This window comes from Streptomyces malachitofuscus (genome assembly GCF_055571035.1).
The window spans coordinates 85030-99542 of sequence record NZ_JBVIGA010000018.1 but is presented as its reverse complement, the minus strand read 5'-3'; the positions used below and the strand labels follow the sequence as shown (position 1 = coordinate 99542).

The 14513-nt window shown below is 69.6% G+C and carries 14 protein-coding genes and 1 pseudogene; 11 read left to right on the top strand and 4 right to left on the bottom strand.

Features of this window, described 5'->3' with window-relative positions:
- Window positions 1-348: 348 nt before the first annotated feature.
- Both ACZ44S_RS25245 and ACZ44S_RS25240 read left to right on the top strand, forming a co-directional pair.
- Window positions 349-882: a YwqJ-related putative deaminase gene (locus tag ACZ44S_RS25245; protein ID WP_361027460.1), complete on the top strand. Its 534-nt coding sequence runs from the start codon at window positions 349-351 to the stop codon at window positions 880-882.
- Window positions 883-924: 42 nt separating this feature from the next.
- Complete coding sequence (locus tag ACZ44S_RS25240; RefSeq protein ID WP_466932736.1) at window positions 925-1419, top strand: SUKH-3 domain-containing protein; 495 nt, start codon at window positions 925-927, stop codon at window positions 1417-1419.
- 18 nt (window positions 1420-1437) lie between these two features.
- Here the strand turns inward: ACZ44S_RS25240 and ACZ44S_RS25235 are convergent, their stop codons facing one another.
- Entirely contained in the window at window positions 1438-2754 is a 1317-nt protein-coding gene (locus ACZ44S_RS25235; RefSeq protein ID WP_466932734.1) for a sensor histidine kinase, read from the bottom strand.
- A 233-nt stretch (window positions 2755-2987) separates the two neighbouring features.
- Here ACZ44S_RS25235 and ACZ44S_RS25230 point away from each other — a divergent pair.
- The 6 genes and pseudogenes from ACZ44S_RS25230 to ACZ44S_RS25205 form a co-directional block, all read left to right on the top strand.
- Window positions 2988-3363, top strand: a pseudogene (locus ACZ44S_RS25230) (hypothetical protein); the annotation flags it as partial.
- 213 nt (window positions 3364-3576) lie between these two features.
- Window positions 3577-5022 (top strand): bifunctional UDP-N-acetylglucosamine diphosphorylase/glucosamine-1-phosphate N-acetyltransferase GlmU, encoded by a 1446-nt coding sequence (glmU, locus tag ACZ44S_RS25225; protein WP_466932732.1) that lies wholly within the window; start codon window positions 3577-3579, stop codon window positions 5020-5022.
- Between the two features lie 88 nt (window positions 5023-5110).
- Window positions 5111-6091 (top strand): ribose-phosphate diphosphokinase, encoded by a 981-nt coding sequence (locus ACZ44S_RS25220; protein WP_466932730.1) that lies wholly within the window; start codon window positions 5111-5113, stop codon window positions 6089-6091.
- A 237-nt stretch (window positions 6092-6328) separates the two neighbouring features.
- Complete coding sequence (locus ACZ44S_RS25215; protein WP_466932728.1) at window positions 6329-6925, top strand: 50S ribosomal protein L25/general stress protein Ctc; 597 nt, start codon at window positions 6329-6331, stop codon at window positions 6923-6925.
- Between the two features lie 72 nt (window positions 6926-6997).
- Entirely contained in the window at window positions 6998-7606 is a 609-nt protein-coding gene (pth, locus tag ACZ44S_RS25210; protein WP_466932726.1) for an aminoacyl-tRNA hydrolase, read from the top strand.
- A 90-nt stretch (window positions 7607-7696) separates the two neighbouring features.
- Window positions 7697-8182 carry a hypothetical protein gene (locus tag ACZ44S_RS25205; protein WP_466932724.1) on the top strand — a complete coding sequence of 162 codons (486 nt, stop codon included), beginning with the start codon at window positions 7697-7699 and terminating at the stop codon, window positions 8180-8182.
- Window positions 8183-8346: 164 nt separating this feature from the next.
- On the opposite strand, the gene ppc is transcribed toward ACZ44S_RS25205, so the two are convergent.
- Window positions 8347-11079 carry a phosphoenolpyruvate carboxylase gene (ppc, locus tag ACZ44S_RS25200; RefSeq protein ID WP_466932722.1) on the bottom strand — a complete coding sequence of 911 codons (2733 nt, stop codon included), beginning with the start codon at window positions 11077-11079 and terminating at the stop codon, window positions 8347-8349.
- 290 nt (window positions 11080-11369) lie between these two features.
- On the opposite strand from ppc, the gene ACZ44S_RS25195 reads away from it, so the two are divergent.
- The 3 genes from ACZ44S_RS25195 to ACZ44S_RS25185 are packed head-to-tail and all read left to right on the top strand — an operon-like array spanning window position 11370 to window position 13350.
- Window positions 11370-12383, top strand: a complete 1014-nt coding sequence (locus tag ACZ44S_RS25195; RefSeq protein WP_466932720.1) for an acyl-CoA desaturase — start codon at window positions 11370-11372, stop codon at window positions 12381-12383.
- The gene (locus ACZ44S_RS25190; RefSeq protein WP_466932718.1) at window positions 12380-13057 is read left to right on the top strand and encodes a TetR/AcrR family transcriptional regulator; all 678 of its coding nucleotides are present in this window, start codon (window positions 12380-12382) and stop codon (window positions 13055-13057) included. The genes ACZ44S_RS25195 and ACZ44S_RS25190 overlap by 4 nt, the downstream gene beginning before the upstream one ends.
- Before the next feature lie 32 nt (window positions 13058-13089).
- On the top strand, window positions 13090-13350 hold the full coding sequence (locus tag ACZ44S_RS25185; protein WP_466932716.1) for a type II toxin-antitoxin system prevent-host-death family antitoxin: 261 nt from the start codon (window positions 13090-13092) through the stop codon (window positions 13348-13350).
- Here ACZ44S_RS25185 and ACZ44S_RS25180 read toward each other — a convergent pair.
- The gene (locus ACZ44S_RS25180; protein WP_466932714.1) at window positions 13296-13658 is read right to left on the bottom strand and encodes a VOC family protein; all 363 of its coding nucleotides are present in this window, start codon (window positions 13656-13658) and stop codon (window positions 13296-13298) included. The genes ACZ44S_RS25185 and ACZ44S_RS25180 overlap by 55 nt on opposite strands.
- Complete coding sequence (locus tag ACZ44S_RS25175) at window positions 13658-14461, bottom strand: trans-aconitate 2-methyltransferase (protein ID WP_466932712.1); 804 nt, start codon at window positions 14459-14461, stop codon at window positions 13658-13660. Before ACZ44S_RS25175 ends, ACZ44S_RS25180 begins: the two co-directional genes overlap by 1 nt.
- Window positions 14462-14513: the final 52 nt, after the last annotated feature.

Sequence of the window (14513 nt, the reverse complement as noted above, 5' to 3'; positions counted from 1 at the left end):
GGTTGCCCCCTGCGGCATTCCGTACGCCCCGCACCGCCCACCTTCGGACCGTTACGGAACGTATTCGACTGTCACGTCTGTCTCGACTACGTACCGCCACGACCCCCACGGCGCCCGCACGCACAACCGTGCGGAACACCGCGTGAATCGCGGTGCCGACAGCCTATGCGGTACACCCCGGCCGGTCACCGGCACCGGTCACCCACCCTTCCGCTTCCGTGACCAGCCGTCACCCTCCCGTGACAGCCCGCCCAAACCGGGCGTGTCACCCCGCCCCAGCTTCCCCATCAGCCCGCCCATTTGGCACTCTGTGACCTCCGGGGGGATGCTCGGGAGGGGAAGACGATCATGAACATGACGCAGACGGGGACGCACACCGGCCCATCCGGCGACCCCCGCTCCGGCGACCCCCGCATCGGCTGGAGCACCACCGACACCACCCCCACCCCCACCCTCCACCACCGCCGCGACGGCATCCTCCCCACCATCGCCGCCGCCCTCTCCGTCCGCGGCGAAACCCTCACCGGCACCGCCGCCCGCGGCGACACACCCCCCGCCCTCCACCCCCTCGTCCAGGACTTCCTCGACACCCTCACCAGCGACCAACGCGACCGCTTCACCGGCCGCTGCGCCGAAACCATCCTCATCTCCCGGCACATCACCACCGCCGACGCCGCCCGCAGCAAACGCGCCGCACGAAAACCCATGACCAACGGCGAAGCACGCAAAGCCCTCAAACAAGCAAAGCTCACCACCCGCCGCATCCGCGAGGACGGAGACCCCCTCCACGGCGCCTACGCCACCCCCTGCCGCGCCTGCACCGCCCTCACCGCCCACTTCGGCGTCCGCATGGTCGACCCCGCCGCCACCACCGACGGCTGAACCACCCCGCACCACCACACGACCTCGACGAACGAAGAGCAGATGCACACCGACCGCACCTCCACCACCCGCTTCGCCGTCCCCGTCGACGCCGCCCTCCGCACCGCCGGATGGCAACCCGGACACTGGGACATCAAACAAGCCGAAATCTGGGCCGACACCCTCCGCGACCACACCTCACCCGCAGGACACCGCCACACCGTCTTCCCCGCAGCCGTGGAAGCCTGGGCCGAATTCGGCGGCCTCCACATCACCCCCGCAGGCCCCGGCCGCCAAGTCGCCCCCGCAACCCTCCACCTCGACCCCCTCCACGGCCTCCACCTCGCCCGCACCCTCGGCGACCTCGGCCGCGCCCTCGACACCGAGGTCTCCCCCCTCGGCGCCGAAACCGACACCCAGACCCTGCTCGCCATCGACACCCAAGGCCGCGTCTACGCCCTCGACCACACCGGCGACTGGTACCTCGGCCCCACCATCGACCACGGCCTCACCACACTCATCACCGGCATCCAACCCGCACGCCTCACCGCCGGCTGACCCCACCGCACCCCCGGCCTACGACGCCGGAATCACCGCCGACACCCGAAAACCCCCCGCATCCGTCGGCCCCGACACAAACACCCCACCCAGCGCCGACACCCGCTCCTTCATCCCCACCAGACCATTCCCACCCGACGGCAACCGAGCCGACGACACCGCCCCCGACGGCGGCTCGTTCTCCACCTGCATCGCGATCTCCGACACCCGATGCGCCAGACGCACATACGTCTTCGCACCCGCCGCATGCTTATGGACGTTCGTCAACGCCTCCTGCACCACCCGATACGCCGTCGACTCCACCTCCGGCGCATACGCACGAACCTCCCCCTCCACCGACAGATCCACCACCATCCCCGCAGCCGCCGACTGCCCCACCAACTCATCGATCTCCGACAGACACGGCCCCTCACCCGCCCCCGCAGCCTCATCCACCGCCCGCGACGCCGCAGCCGCCGCAGCCGCCCCCACCGCCGCCAACGGCACCGACGCCCGCTCCCGCCGCAACGCCCCGTCCCCACCCGAACGCAGCACCCCGAGCATCTCCCGCAACTCCGTCAACGCCTGCCGCCCCATGTCCCCCACCAACGCGGCATTCCTCACCGCCTTCTCCGGATCCTTCCGCGCCACCGCCTGCAACGCCGCCGCATGCACCACCATCAGACTCACCCGATGCGCCACCACGTCATGCATCTCACGCGCGATCCGCGTCCGCTCCTCACCCCGCGCCCACTCCGCACGCTCCTCCGCCCGCTCCGCGAGCAACTGCAGCTCCCGCTCCAGACTGTCCGCCCGCTCCCGCAAGCTCTCCATCAACCGCCGGCGCGCCCCCACATACAGCCCCAGCAACAACGGCGGCGCCGTCACCCCCAACGCCATCGTGATCGACGCGAACGGCACGATCCAGTCCCCGACATCCAGATCGCCCCGCGCCGCGTCCTGCCGCAACCGCACGAACATCACGATCAGCACACCCAGCGACTGCATCCCCGCCAGCGAACCGATGATCCGCCGCGGCAGATCCGACGCGGCCAGCGAATACAGGCCGACCACACCCATCAACAGACCCATCGACGCCGGCGTCACCGCGATCGCCACCAGCACCACCGCGATCGGCCACTTCCGCCGCACCAGCAGCACCGACCCCGCCAGCAGGCCGAACACCACCCCCACGGCCACCGGGATCCCCGCCTCCCACGCGAACGGGATCCCCTCCAGCGCACACTCCAGCGCGGACACCACCGCGAGCCCGACATCGAACACCGCACTGCGGCGCCTGTCCCACCACCACGGCCCGCCCCGGGCCGTCACATGGTCTTCCCCCGTCGTGGTCATGCCTCCAGCCTACGGGCGGCCCCCACCCGTTATCCGGCGAGTTTCCACGTCCGACCCACACCACACACGGTGACCGATCGGACGCGGTACGGCCCGAAATCCCTCGCACTGCTGAATCGGACACCGTTCGAGAGGGGAACACACCATTCCGGCCGGACGGTATGCGTGTGACACATGCACCCGGCACATACGCCGACTTCGAGAGCCTGCGCGAACAGGCGGTGGCACCGCGACGCGCGGGACCGAGCCCACGTCGGGGCCGGGAAGCGAAGCTGCGCGTCCGCGACGAGGAGCGGCAGCGCACCGAGGAGGCGGCCAAGCAGGCGATCGGCGACCTGTCGGCCCGTGAGCTGTTCCTCGTGGGCGTCGGCTTGTACTGGGCGGAAGGAGGCAAGGACAAGCCGTACGACCGCCGGGAGAACGTCGTCCGACCGCAGCGCGTTCAACAAGACGACGCTCAAGCGGCACAACCCCAAGACGGTGCGGAAGAACGTGGGTGCGTCCTACCGGGGATGCCTGGTGATCAAAGTCCTGAAGGGCGCCGACCTGTACCGTCGCATCGAAGGCTCTTGGTACGGCATAGTGTTGGGTGCCGACTCGGCAACCTGACCGAATGTCCGGTTTAGTCGAGTTTCATCCCCCATGGTGTAATCAGGCAGCACTGAGGGTTTTGGTCCCTTAAGTTCAGGTTCAAATCCTGATGGGGGAGCTGTCGCGTCCGGGCCCTGACATCCACGTCAGGGCCCGCACTCATGTCCCCCCACCCCCACCCCGGTATCCTGCGGATGTCACCCCCTCCCCATCACAGCCGAAGGGCATCCCGTGAGCGCCATTCGCCCGGCAGCCGTCGTCGTACTCGCAGCGGGTGAGGGCACCCGTATGAAGTCGGCCACACCGAAGGTCCTGCACGACATCTGTGGCCGTTCCCTGGTGGGCCACGTCCTCACCGCCGCCGGTGAACTCGACCCGGAGAACCTGGTCGTCGTCGTGGGTCACGCCCGCGAGCAGGTGACCGCGCACCTCGCCGAGGTCTCCCCCGCCGTCCGCACCGCGGTGCAGGAGGAGCAGAACGGCACGGGGCATGCCGTGCGGATGGGGCTGGAGGAGCTGGGCGGTTCCGTGGACGGGACCGTGGTGGTGGTGTGCGGTGACACTCCGCTGCTGACGGGTGAGACGTTGCGGCAGCTGTCCGCGACCCACACCGCCGACGGCAACGCGGTGACCGTGCTGACGGCGGAGGTGCCGGATGCGACGGGTTACGGGCGGATCGTGCGGGACGACACCGGTGCCGTCACCGCGATCGTGGAGCACAAGGACGCCTCCGAGACGCAGCGGGAGATCCGGGAGATCAACTCGGGTGTGTTCGCGTTCGACGGCGCTCTGCTGGCGGATGCGTTGAAGAAGGTGCGTACGGACAACAGTCAGGGTGAGGAGTACCTGACGGATGTGCTCGGGATTCTGCGTGAGGCGGGGCACCGGGTGGGTGCGTCGGTGGCGGGTGATCACCGGGAGATCGCGGGGATCAACAACCGTGTGCAGTTGTCCGAGGCGCGGCGGATTCTGAACGACCGGCTGCTGACGGCGGCGATGTTGTCCGGGGTGACCGTGGTCGATCCCGCCACGACGTGGGTGGATGCGACGGTGACGTTCGAGCGGGACGTCGTGATTCACCCCGGTACGCAGTTGCACGGTGCGACGCATCTCGCGGAGGGCTGTGAGGTGGGTCCGAACGCGCGGTTGACGGATACGCGGGTGGGTGCGGGTGCGCGGGTGGACAACACGGTGGCGGTGGGTGCCGATGTGGGTCCGGAGGCGTCGGTGGGGCCGTATGCGTATCTGCGTCCGGGGACGCGGTTGGGCCGTAAGGGCAAGATCGGTACGTATGTGGAGACGAAGAACGCGTCGATCGGTGAGGGGACGAAGGTTCCGCATCTGTCGTATGTGGGGGATGCCACGATCGGCGCGTTCTCGAACATCGGTGCGGCGAGTGTGTTCGTCAACTATGACGGGGAGCACAAGCACCACACGACGGTGGGCTCGCATTGCAAGACGGGTTCGGACAACATGTTTGTGGCGCCTGTCACGGTCGGGGACGGTGCTTATACGGCTGCCGGCTCGGTGATCACGAAGGATGTGCCGCCGGGTTCGCTGGCTGTGGCCCGTGGTCAGCAGCGGAATATCGAGGGTTGGGTGGCTCGTAAGCGTCCGGGGAGTGCTGCGGCGAAGGCGGCCGAGGCGGCGTCCCGGGGGGCGGTCGAGGAGGGGTGAGGGGATTCGGCCGCTGCGAACACCGCGTACCGTGATAAGTGCACATCTGCACCCCCACCTGCTGCGACACCTCTGAGGAGAACGTGCTGTGACCGGGATCAAGACGACCGGCGAGAAGAAGATGATGCTCTTCTCCGGCCGCGCACACCCCGAGCTTGCCGAGGAGGTCGCCCACCAGCTGGGTGTCGGGGTTGTCCCGACGAAGGCCTTCGACTTCGCCAATGGCGAGATCTATGTGCGGTATCAGGAGTCGGCTCGTGGTGCCGACTGTTTCCTGATTCAGAGCCACACCGCTCCGATCAATAAGTGGATCATGGAGCAGTTGATCATGATCGATGCGCTGAAGCGTGCGTCGGCCAGGTCCATCACGGTCATCGTGCCGTTCTACGGTTACGCGCGGCAGGACAAGAAGCACCGGGGTCGTGAACCGATTTCGGCGCGTCTGATCGCGGATCTGATGAAGACGGCGGGTGCGACGCGGCTGTTGGCGGTGGATCTGCACACGGATCAGATTCAGGGTTTCTTCGACGGTCCTGTGGATCATCTGTTCGCGCTGCCGCTGCTGGCGGATTACGTGGGTGCGAAGGTGGACCGTTCGAAGCTGACGGTGGTGTCTCCGGACGCGGGCCGTGTGCGGGTGGCGGACCGTTGGTGCGACCGGTTGGGTGCGCCGTTGGCGATCGTGCACAAGCGGCGGGACAAGGACGTGGCGAACCAGGTCACCGTGCATGAGGTGGTCGGTGAGGTGAAGGGCCGCGTGTGTGTGCTGGTGGACGACATGATCGACACGGGTGGCACGATCTGTGCGGCGGCGGACGCGTTGTACGCGCATGGTGCGGAGGATGTCATCGTGACGGCGACGCACGGTGTGCTGTCGGGTCCGGCGGCGGATCGTCTGAAGAACTCGCGGGTGAGTGAGTTCGTGTTCACCAACACGCTGCCGACGCCGGGTGAGCTGAGCGAGACGCTGGACAAGATCAAGGTGCTGTCGATTGCGCCGACGATCGCGCGTGCGGCGCGTGAGGTGTTCGAGGACGGTTCGGTGACGAGCCTGTTCGATGAGCAGTAGGCGCGTGGCGGACGTGCAGTAAGGGTTCTGCAGTCGTTCCGCGGTCGGGTACCGTACGGGTCCCGGTGATCGTTTTGGGTGCGGCCTCCTGGTCCGAGTAGACTGCTGAAGTTGCTCGGCGAGGGAGGCCGTACCGCTTCATGGGAGCGTGTACGGCGGTCCGTTATCGACGCGCTCTTCGTAGCAGGCCGTTCGTGGCCGGGTGACCACGTCCGTTTCTGACTTCGAGGAGTGACCATGTCCGAGGTGAAGATCACCGCCGCGACGCGCACCGAGTTCGGTAAGGGTGCCGCGCGCCGTATCCGTCGTGACAACAAGGTTCCGGGTGTGCTGTACGGGCACGGTTCGGACCCGCTGCACCTGACCTTCCCGGGCCACGAGCTGCTGATGGCGCTGCGTACGCCGAACGTGCTGATCGCTCTGGACATCGACGGCAAGTCGAACGAGCTGGCGATCCCGAAGGCCGTGCAGCGTGACCCGCTGAAGGGTTTCCTGGAGCACGTGGACCTGCAGCTGGTGCAGCGCGGCGAGACGGTCCAGGTCGAGATCCCGGTGCAGGCCGAGGGTGAGCTGGCTCCGGGTGGCAACCTGCTGGAGCACGTGCTGTCGGCGCTGCCGGTCGAGGCCGAGGCCACGCACATTCCGGAGAGCGTGACCGTGTCCGTGGAGGGTCTGGAGGCCGGTGCCTCGGTCCTCGCCAAGGACATCACGCTGCCGAGCGGTGTGAAGCTGGCCGTCGAGGAGGACGCGGTGGTCCTTCAGGTGCTGGCCGCGCAGGCGGAGGAGACGCCCGAGGGTGCCGAGGAGGCGGGCGAAGAGGCCGCCGAGGCCTGATCGTCTTCTCGAGTCGTCGTTCGTCGGCCGCTGTTCCCGTGCGGGGCAGCGGCCGACGCGTATGAAGGAGGCATGGGCGTGACGGATGCGGCGGGCGCGGCGGGTCCCTGGCTGGTGGTGGGGCTGGGCAATCCGGGGCCCGGGTATGCGATGAACCGCCACAATGTGGGGTTCATGGTGGCGGATCTGCTGGCGGAGCGGATGGGCGGCCGGTTCAAGCGGGCGGGGAAGGCGCAGGCTCAGGTGGTGGAGGGCCGGGTCGGGCCTCCGGGGCCGGCGGGCCGGCGGGTGGTGCTGGTGAAGCCGATGTCGTACATGAATCTGTCGGGTGGGCCGGTGAACGCGCTGCGGGAGTTCTACAAGGTGCCGGCGGAGCGTGTGGTGGCGGTTCATGACGAGCTGGACATCGACTACGGGACGTTGCGGTTGAAGCTGGGTGGCGGGGACAACGGTCACAACGGGCTGAAGTCGTTGACGCAGGCGTTCGGGCGGGATTATCACCGGGTGCGGTTCGGGATCGGCAGGCCGCCGGGGCGGATGCAGGTGGCGGATTTCGTGCTGAGGGATTTTTCGTCGTCGGAGCGCAAGGAGCTGGACTACTTCGTGGACCGGGCGGCGGACGCGGTGGAGTGTCTGGTGATCGAGGGTCTGGTGCGGGCGCAGAGCACGTACAACTCGTGACGTGCTGATGGGGGGGCTTCGGGGGAGTTGTCCGGTGCGGATGCCTGCCGAGGTTGACCGACCGCAAGGTCATGGCCAAGGATCTCGGCCATGTCTTCTGCGGTCCGCTCCTCCGGTGGCTCCTCCGCCCTGCGGTTCGGGCGGTTCGCGGCGATGGGCACGGTCACCGCGCTGATCCTGATCGCGGGTGTGTGGGCGTCGTGGGGGACGGCGCAGCACGCGATGCTGACGAAGGGGCGCGAGCGCGGCACGGTCGCGGTGACCTGGTGCGGTGCGCGGACGTGCACGGGGCCGTACACGCCGGTGTCGCGGGGTTCGCAGCCGCGGGCGAAGGTGGTGCTGGAGAACTCGGTGGCCGTGGAGAAGGGCCGGACCTACGCGGTGGTGCTGAAGCCGGGTGGTGGGGACGCGGTCCGTTCCGGTCCTGCCGGGATTCTTTACGCGTGGGTGCCGCTGGGCGGTGCGCTGCTGCTCGCGTCGGTCGTGGTGGCGGGCGGGCTGCTGCGGACCCGGGCGGCGTGGGTACTGGCGTTGTCGGGCGGGGCGCTGCTCACGGCGGCTTTCCTCGTGGTGTGAGCCGCACGGGCCCTCCACTCTGCGGGACACCCGGTGACGCGCACGTGCTTCGGCCGTGCGGGACGGGTGCAGGACGCGCAGACACCCCGGCCGTTCAAGGCCGGTGCGAAACGTGCAGGTGCCCCCGGCCGTACGCGGCCGGGGGCACCTGTCGTTGCGTGTGGTCAGCCGGTGTTGCGCAGGCCGGCCGCCACGCCGTTGACGGTGAGCAGCAGGGCGCGGGAGAGCACCGGGTCGGGCTGCTCCTCGGCCTCGGCGGCGTCGCGCTGGCGCTTGAGGAGGGCGACCTGGAGGTAGGAGATCGGGTCCAGGTAGGCGTCACGGATGCTGAACGTCTGCTTGAGGACCGGGTCGGCGTCCAGGAGTTCCTTCTCGCCGGTGACCCGGAGGACCTCGGCGACGGTCAGCTCGTGTTCGGCCTTGATGGCGTCGAAGACGTGCTTGAGCTCGTCGGGGACGAGGGTGTCGACGTAGTGCTGGGCGATGCGCAGGTCGGTCTTGGCGAGGGTCATCTCCACGTTGGAGATGAAGTTGCGGAAGAAGTGCCACTGCTGGTGCATCTCGTCGAGCACGGTGTCGAGGCCGGCCTCGCGGAGGGCCTTGAGGCCGGAGCCGACGCCGTACCAGCCGGGGACGATCTGCCGGGACTGGGTCCAGCCGAACACCCACGGGATGGCGCGCAGTCCGTCGAGCGAGACGCCGGAGCCGGGGCGGCGGGAGGGCCGCGAGCCCAGGTGCAGCTCGGCGAGCTGGTCGACGGGCGTGGAGGCGAGGAAGTACGTCGGCAGGTCGGGGTCCTCGACGAGCCCCCGGTAGGCCGTGTGGGCGGCGTCGGAGACGACGTCCATGGCGGCGTCCCAGCGGGCGAGTGCCTCGTCGGACTGGCGGGGGGCGGTGTGCAGGGCGGACGCCTGGAGGGTGGCCGCGACGGTCAGCTCCAGGTTCTCCCTGGCCAGCGACGGGATGAGGTACTTGTCGGAGATGACCTCGCCCTGTTCGGTGACCTTGATCTCGCCTTCGAGGGTGCCCCAGGGCTGGGCGAGGATGGCGTCGTGGGTGGGGCCGCCGCCGCGGCCGACGGTGCCGCCGCGGCCGTGGAAGAGGCGCAGGCGGACGCCGTAGCGGTGGGCGACGTCGCGCAGGCGGCGCTGGGCGCGGTGGATCTCCCACTGGCTGGTGGTGATGCCGCCGAACTTGGAGGAGTCGGAGTAGCCGAGCATGACCTCCTGGACGTCACCGCGCAGGGCGACGAGGCGCCGGTAGGAGGGGTCGGCGAGCATGTCCTCGAGGATGGTGTCGGCGGCCTTGAGCTCGTCCGTGGTCTCCAGCAGGGGGACGATGCCGATCTTCGCCCAGCCGGCGTGCAGGTCGATGAGTCCGGCCTCGCGGGCGAGGACGGCGGCGGCGAAGACGTCGTCGGCGCCCTGGCACATGGAGATGATGTAGGACTCGACGACCTCGGGGCCGAAGACCTCCAGGGCCCGCTTGACGGTCCGGAACACGCCGAGGGTCTTCTCGCCGGCGGCGTCGACGGGCGCCGGGGTGGGGGCGAGCGGCCTTCTGCTGCGCAGTTCCTTGGCGAGGAGCTTGGAGCGGTAGTCGCGGGGCATGTCGGCGTACCGCCACGATTCCTCGCCGAGCCGGTCGAACAGCTGGCCGAGGGCGTGGTGGTGGGCGTCGGCGTGCTCGCGTACGTCCATGGTGGCGAGCTGGAGACCGAAGGCGGCCAGGGTGCGGATGGTGCGGGCGAGACGGCCGTCGGCGAAGAGGCCGCCGCGGTGTTCGCGCAGGGAGGCCTGGATGATGCGCAGGTCGGCGAGGAGTTCGCCGGTGCCGAGGTAGTCGCGGCCGGGCTCGTGGGTGGTGCCCTTGGCGAGGCGGAGCTTGGTGTTCTCCAGCTTCTGGCGGATGCAGGTGGCCTTGAGCCGGTAGGGCTCCTCGGCGTTGAGCCGCTTGTAGCGGGGGCTGATCTCGGGGAGCGCGTCGAGGTCGGCCTGGAGGGAGGCGAGCAGTTCCTCGGTCGCGCCGGCGTAGCGGATGGAGTTGGAGAGGAAGCCGCGCAGCTCGTCGATCATCTCCAGGGCGTCGTTGATGCCGTGCTCGTGCTGGAGGATGAGGACGTCCCAGGTCACCTGGGGGGTGACGTTGGGGTTGCCGTCGCGGTCGCCGCCGATCCAGGTGCCGAAGGTGAGGGGGCGGGTGTCGTCGGGGAGGTGGACGCCGACGCGCTCCAGTTCGGCGGTGAGGTCCTCCAGGACGTCGCCGACGGCGCCGGCGTGGAGTTCGTCGAGGTAGTAGATGGCGTTGCGGGCCTCGTCGGCGGGCTCGGGGCGGACGACGCGCAGTTCGTCGGTCTGCCAGACGAGGTCGATGTTCTCGGCCAGCCGGGTGTCGAGGCGGCGCCGGTCGGAGGCGAGGACCGGGGTGTCGAGGAGGGCGGCGATCCGGCGGAGCTTGTTGAGGACGGAGCGGCGGGCGGCCTCGGTGGGGTGGGCGGTGAAGACGGGGCGCACGTTGAGGTGGCGCACGGTCTCGCGCAGGTGCTCGGGGTCGGCGTCCTTGAGCCGGTCGGCGGTGCGGGAGAGCAGGCCGCCCTCGGCGGCCCGGCGGGCGCGCAGTTCGCGGCCGCGGTGCACCTGCTCGGTGACGTTGGCCAGGTGGAAGTAGGTGGAGAAGGCGCGGACCAGCTTGGCCGCGGTCTCCAGTTCGGTCCCCCGCAGCAGTTCCGCGGCGGCCTCGCCGTCCTCACGGGTGAGTCGGCGTACCTTCTCGACGAGGTCGAGCAGTTCCGGGCCCTCCTGGCGGACCAGGGTCTCTCCTAGGAGGTCGCCCAGCCGGCGGATGTCGGCGCGCAGCTCGCTGCTCGTCGTGGTGGTCTGGTCGTCGGCACTGCTCACAGGTGCGGCTCCTTGCAGTGTTGAAGCTCTCTGGGAGGGAACCCGGACGGCGTCCCGCGCGGCGTGCGCCGCTTACGGGCCGGGCGTCCGGGAAGAAATCAGAGCGGACCGCGCTGTCCGACCGATCTCCAGGATAGGTGTCGACCCGGACGCGCAGGCCCACGGGCTCTTGCCGCCGGGCCACGCACTGCCATACTTACGTTGCCGTAGGTTACGGAACCGTAGGAAAGTCGTGCGTTTCCGGCGGCCGCGGCACCACCCTCAGTCCACATACCCCACAGGGGACACGTATGACCTCACGTTCCGACGTGCTCGACGAAGCCTCGACGCAGTCCCGGTCCGACGACGCCGCGCCCTCCGCCACCTTGGGCGGGGAGCGCAAGCGGTCCATCGAGCAGATCACGCTGCTGCTCTTCATCACGGTGCCGTTCCTGGCGCTGCTGGCGGCGGTGCCGCTGGCATGGGGCTGGGGAGTGAGCTGGCTGGACCTCGGTCTGCTGGTCTTCTTCTACTTCCTCGGATGCCACGGCATCACCATCGGCTTCCACCGTCACTTCACGCACGGTTCGTTCAAGGCGAAGCGGCCCCTGAAGATCGCGTTGGCGATCGCGGGGTCCATGGCGGTGGAGGGCCCCCTGGTGCGGTGGGTGGCCGATCACCGCAAGCACCACAAGTTCTCCGACGACGAGGGCGACCCGCATTCGCCGTGGAAGTACGGCGAGACGGTCCCGGCGCTGATGAAGGGCCTGTGGTGGGCGCACATCGGCTGGATGTTCGACGAGGAGCAGACGCCGCAGGACAAGTACGCGCCGGACCTGATCAAGGACCGGACGCTGCGGGCCATCTCCCGGCAGTTCATCCTGTGGACGGCGTTGTCGCTGGCGCTGCCCGCACTGATCGGCGGCCTGGTCACCATGTCCTGGTGGGGCGCGTTCACCGGCTTCTTCTGGGGGTCGCTCGTCCGGGTGGCGCTGCTGCACCACGTGACGTGGTCGATCAACTCGATCTGCCACGCGGTCGGCAAGCGTCCGTTCAAGTCGCGGGACCGTTCGGGCAACGTGTGGTGGCTGGCGGTTCTGTCGTGCGGTGAGTCCTGGCACAACCTGCACCACGCCGACCCGACGTCCGCGCGGCACGGGGTCGAGCGCGGGCAGCTGGATTCCTCGGCCCGGCTGATCCGCTGGTTCGAGCAGCTGGGCTGGGCGTACGACGTGCGGTGGCCGTCACGCTCCCGTATCGATTCGCGCCGTAACACCGTGGAAGGCGGCTCCCGGCAGGGGACGGAGTCCGTCGAGGCGGCATGATGGGCGCCGTGGCGACCGACTCCAGCAGCACCCCCAGCAATGACAAGCCGCGGCGTGCGCGCCGTACCCGGATGACCGGTGCGGAGCGCCGCCAGCAGCTGCTGGAGATCGGCCGCACCCTGTTCGCGGCGAAGGGCTTCGAGGGCACGTCGGTGGAGGAGATCGCGGCGAAGGCCGGGGTCTCCAAGCCGGTGGTGTACGAGCATTTCGGCGGCAAGGAGGGCCTGTACGCAGTGGTGGTCGACCGCGAGATGCGGCGTCTGCTGGACATGGTCACCGGTTCACTGACGGCGGGTCACCCCCGTGAACTGTGCGAGCAGGCGGCGTTCGCGCTGCTGGACTACATCGAGGAGTACACGGACGGTTTCCGCATCCTGGTCCGTGACTCGCCCATCCCCCAGTCGACGGGGTCCTTCGCCTCCCTGATCTCGGACATCGCCACCCAGGTGGAGGACATCCTGGGGCGCGAGTTCAAGAGCCGCGGTTTCGACCCGAAGCTGGCCCCGCTGTACGCGCAGGCTCTGGTGGGCATGGTCGCCCTGACGGGCCAGTGGTGGCTGGACGTGCGCAAGCCGAAGAAGGCGGAGGTGGCGGCCCACCTGGTCAATCTGGCGTGGCACGGGCTGGACGGCCTGGAGCCGAAGCCGCGGCTGATAGGCCACCGCAAGAGCTGAGGACGCGGTCCTCGGTGTGGCACCGTGCGGGCATGATGGAGATCACGGCCGACGAGGCCGCTGCCCGGCTGGATGATCTGGTGCGCCGGCTGTCCGGCAGCCCCGAGCCGATCGCGGTCACCGTCGACGGCGGTGTGACGGCGCTCCTGGTCGATCCTGAGGTGATCAAGGGCATGGAGGACGCCCTGGCGGTCGCCGGCCGGCGGCAGGCGGGGGAAGACCTCGGCCGGAAGGGGCGTCAGTTGGTCGGTTCGAGGAATTCCAGGCGGTTGCCCACCGGGTCCTCGGAGTAGAAGCGCCGGTGGCCCGGGAGGGTGTCGTCCCAGGTGACCGGGGCGCCGTGGGCGGCCAGCCGGGCCGCGTACGCCTCGATGCCGGTCACGCGCAGACCGGGGTGGGCCTTTCTCGCGGGCCGGAAGCCGTCCTCGATGCCCAGGTGGAGACGTACGGTGCCGGCCTCGAACCAGCAGCCTCCGCGTGCTGCCAGGGCCGGCGGCTTGGGCACCTCGGTCATGCCGAGGGTGCCGGCGTAGTAGGCGCGCAGCCGTTCCTCGGAGCCGGGCGGCGCGGCGAGCTGCACGTGGTCGACGGCGGCGAGCATCACGCCTCCTTGACGGCGACGGCGAAGACGCGGCGGAAGGGGAACGGGGTGCCGTGGGGGCCCGCCGGGTAGGCGGACCGCAGGGCGCTGCGGTAGTCGGCGACGAAGGCGTCCCGGGCCTCGGGGTCGTCGGCGAGGGCGGTGAGGACGGGGCGCAGGCCGGTGCCCTTGACCCAGTCGAGGACGGGGTCCTCCCCTTCCAGCAGGTGCACGTACGTCGTCTCCCACGCGTCGGTCACGCAGCCCAGGGCGGCCAGCCGCTCCAGGTACGCCTCCGGGCTCAGTACGGCGTCGTCGTGGCGCAGGACGCCGGACAGGCGGTCGCGCCACCGCGCGGAGGCGGCCAGTTCGCGCATCAGTACGTGGCTGGGGGCGTCGAAGTTGCCCGGCACCTGGAAGGCGAACGTGCCGCCGGGAGCGAGCCCGGCGATCCACTCGGCGAACCGGTCGGCGTGCCCCGGGACCCATTGCAGCGTGGCGTTGCTGACGATGAGGCCGTGCGGCTCGTCCGGCGTCCACGCGCGGACGTCGGCCTCCGCGAAGCCGAGTCCGCCGCCCTCGTGCTCGGCGCGGGCCCGGTCGAGCATCTCGGGCGAGTTGTCGTAGCCGGTGATGAGCGCGGCGGGCCAGCGTTGGGCGAGGAGCGCGGTGACGTTGCCGGCGCCGCAGCCGAGGTCGGCGATCCGGGGCCGGCGCCCCGGCGGTTCCGGGACGCGGGCGAGCAGGTCGGTGAAGGGCCGGGTGCGGTGACCGGCGTGGCGCAGGTACTGGGCGGGGTCCCAGACGGGGGTCGCGGCGGACATGGCGCCTCCTGATGGCCGGTGGACGGGTACCCAGCGTCACTCCCCGTTCATC

Coding starts and splice junctions, on each gene's coding strand:
- ACZ44S_RS25190 (WP_466932718.1), top strand. CDS start 12,380: ATGATGGGCGCCGTGGCGACCGACTCCAGCAGCACCCCCAGCAATGAC.
- ACZ44S_RS25245 (WP_361027460.1), top strand. CDS start 349: ATGAACATGACGCAGACGGGGACGCACACCGGCCCATCCGGCGACCCC.
- ACZ44S_RS25175 (WP_466932712.1), bottom strand. CDS start 14,461: ATGTCCGCCGCGACCCCCGTCTGGGACCCCGCCCAGTACCTGCGCCAC.
- ACZ44S_RS25205 (WP_466932724.1), top strand. CDS start 7,697: ATGTCTTCTGCGGTCCGCTCCTCCGGTGGCTCCTCCGCCCTGCGGTTC.
- ACZ44S_RS25180 (WP_466932714.1), bottom strand. CDS start 13,658: ATGCTCGCCGCCGTCGACCACGTGCAGCTCGCCGCGCCGCCCGGCTCC.
- ACZ44S_RS25185 (WP_466932716.1), top strand. CDS start 13,090: ATGATGGAGATCACGGCCGACGAGGCCGCTGCCCGGCTGGATGATCTG.
- ACZ44S_RS25240 (WP_466932736.1), top strand. CDS start 925: ATGCACACCGACCGCACCTCCACCACCCGCTTCGCCGTCCCCGTCGAC.
- ACZ44S_RS25215 (WP_466932728.1), top strand. CDS start 6,329: ATGTCCGAGGTGAAGATCACCGCCGCGACGCGCACCGAGTTCGGTAAG.
- pth (WP_466932726.1), top strand. CDS start 6,998: ATGGGCGTGACGGATGCGGCGGGCGCGGCGGGTCCCTGGCTGGTGGTG.
- ACZ44S_RS25235 (WP_466932734.1), bottom strand. CDS start 2,754: ATGACCACGACGGGGGAAGACCATGTGACGGCCCGGGGCGGGCCGTGG.
- ACZ44S_RS25195 (WP_466932720.1), top strand. CDS start 11,370: ATGACCTCACGTTCCGACGTGCTCGACGAAGCCTCGACGCAGTCCCGG.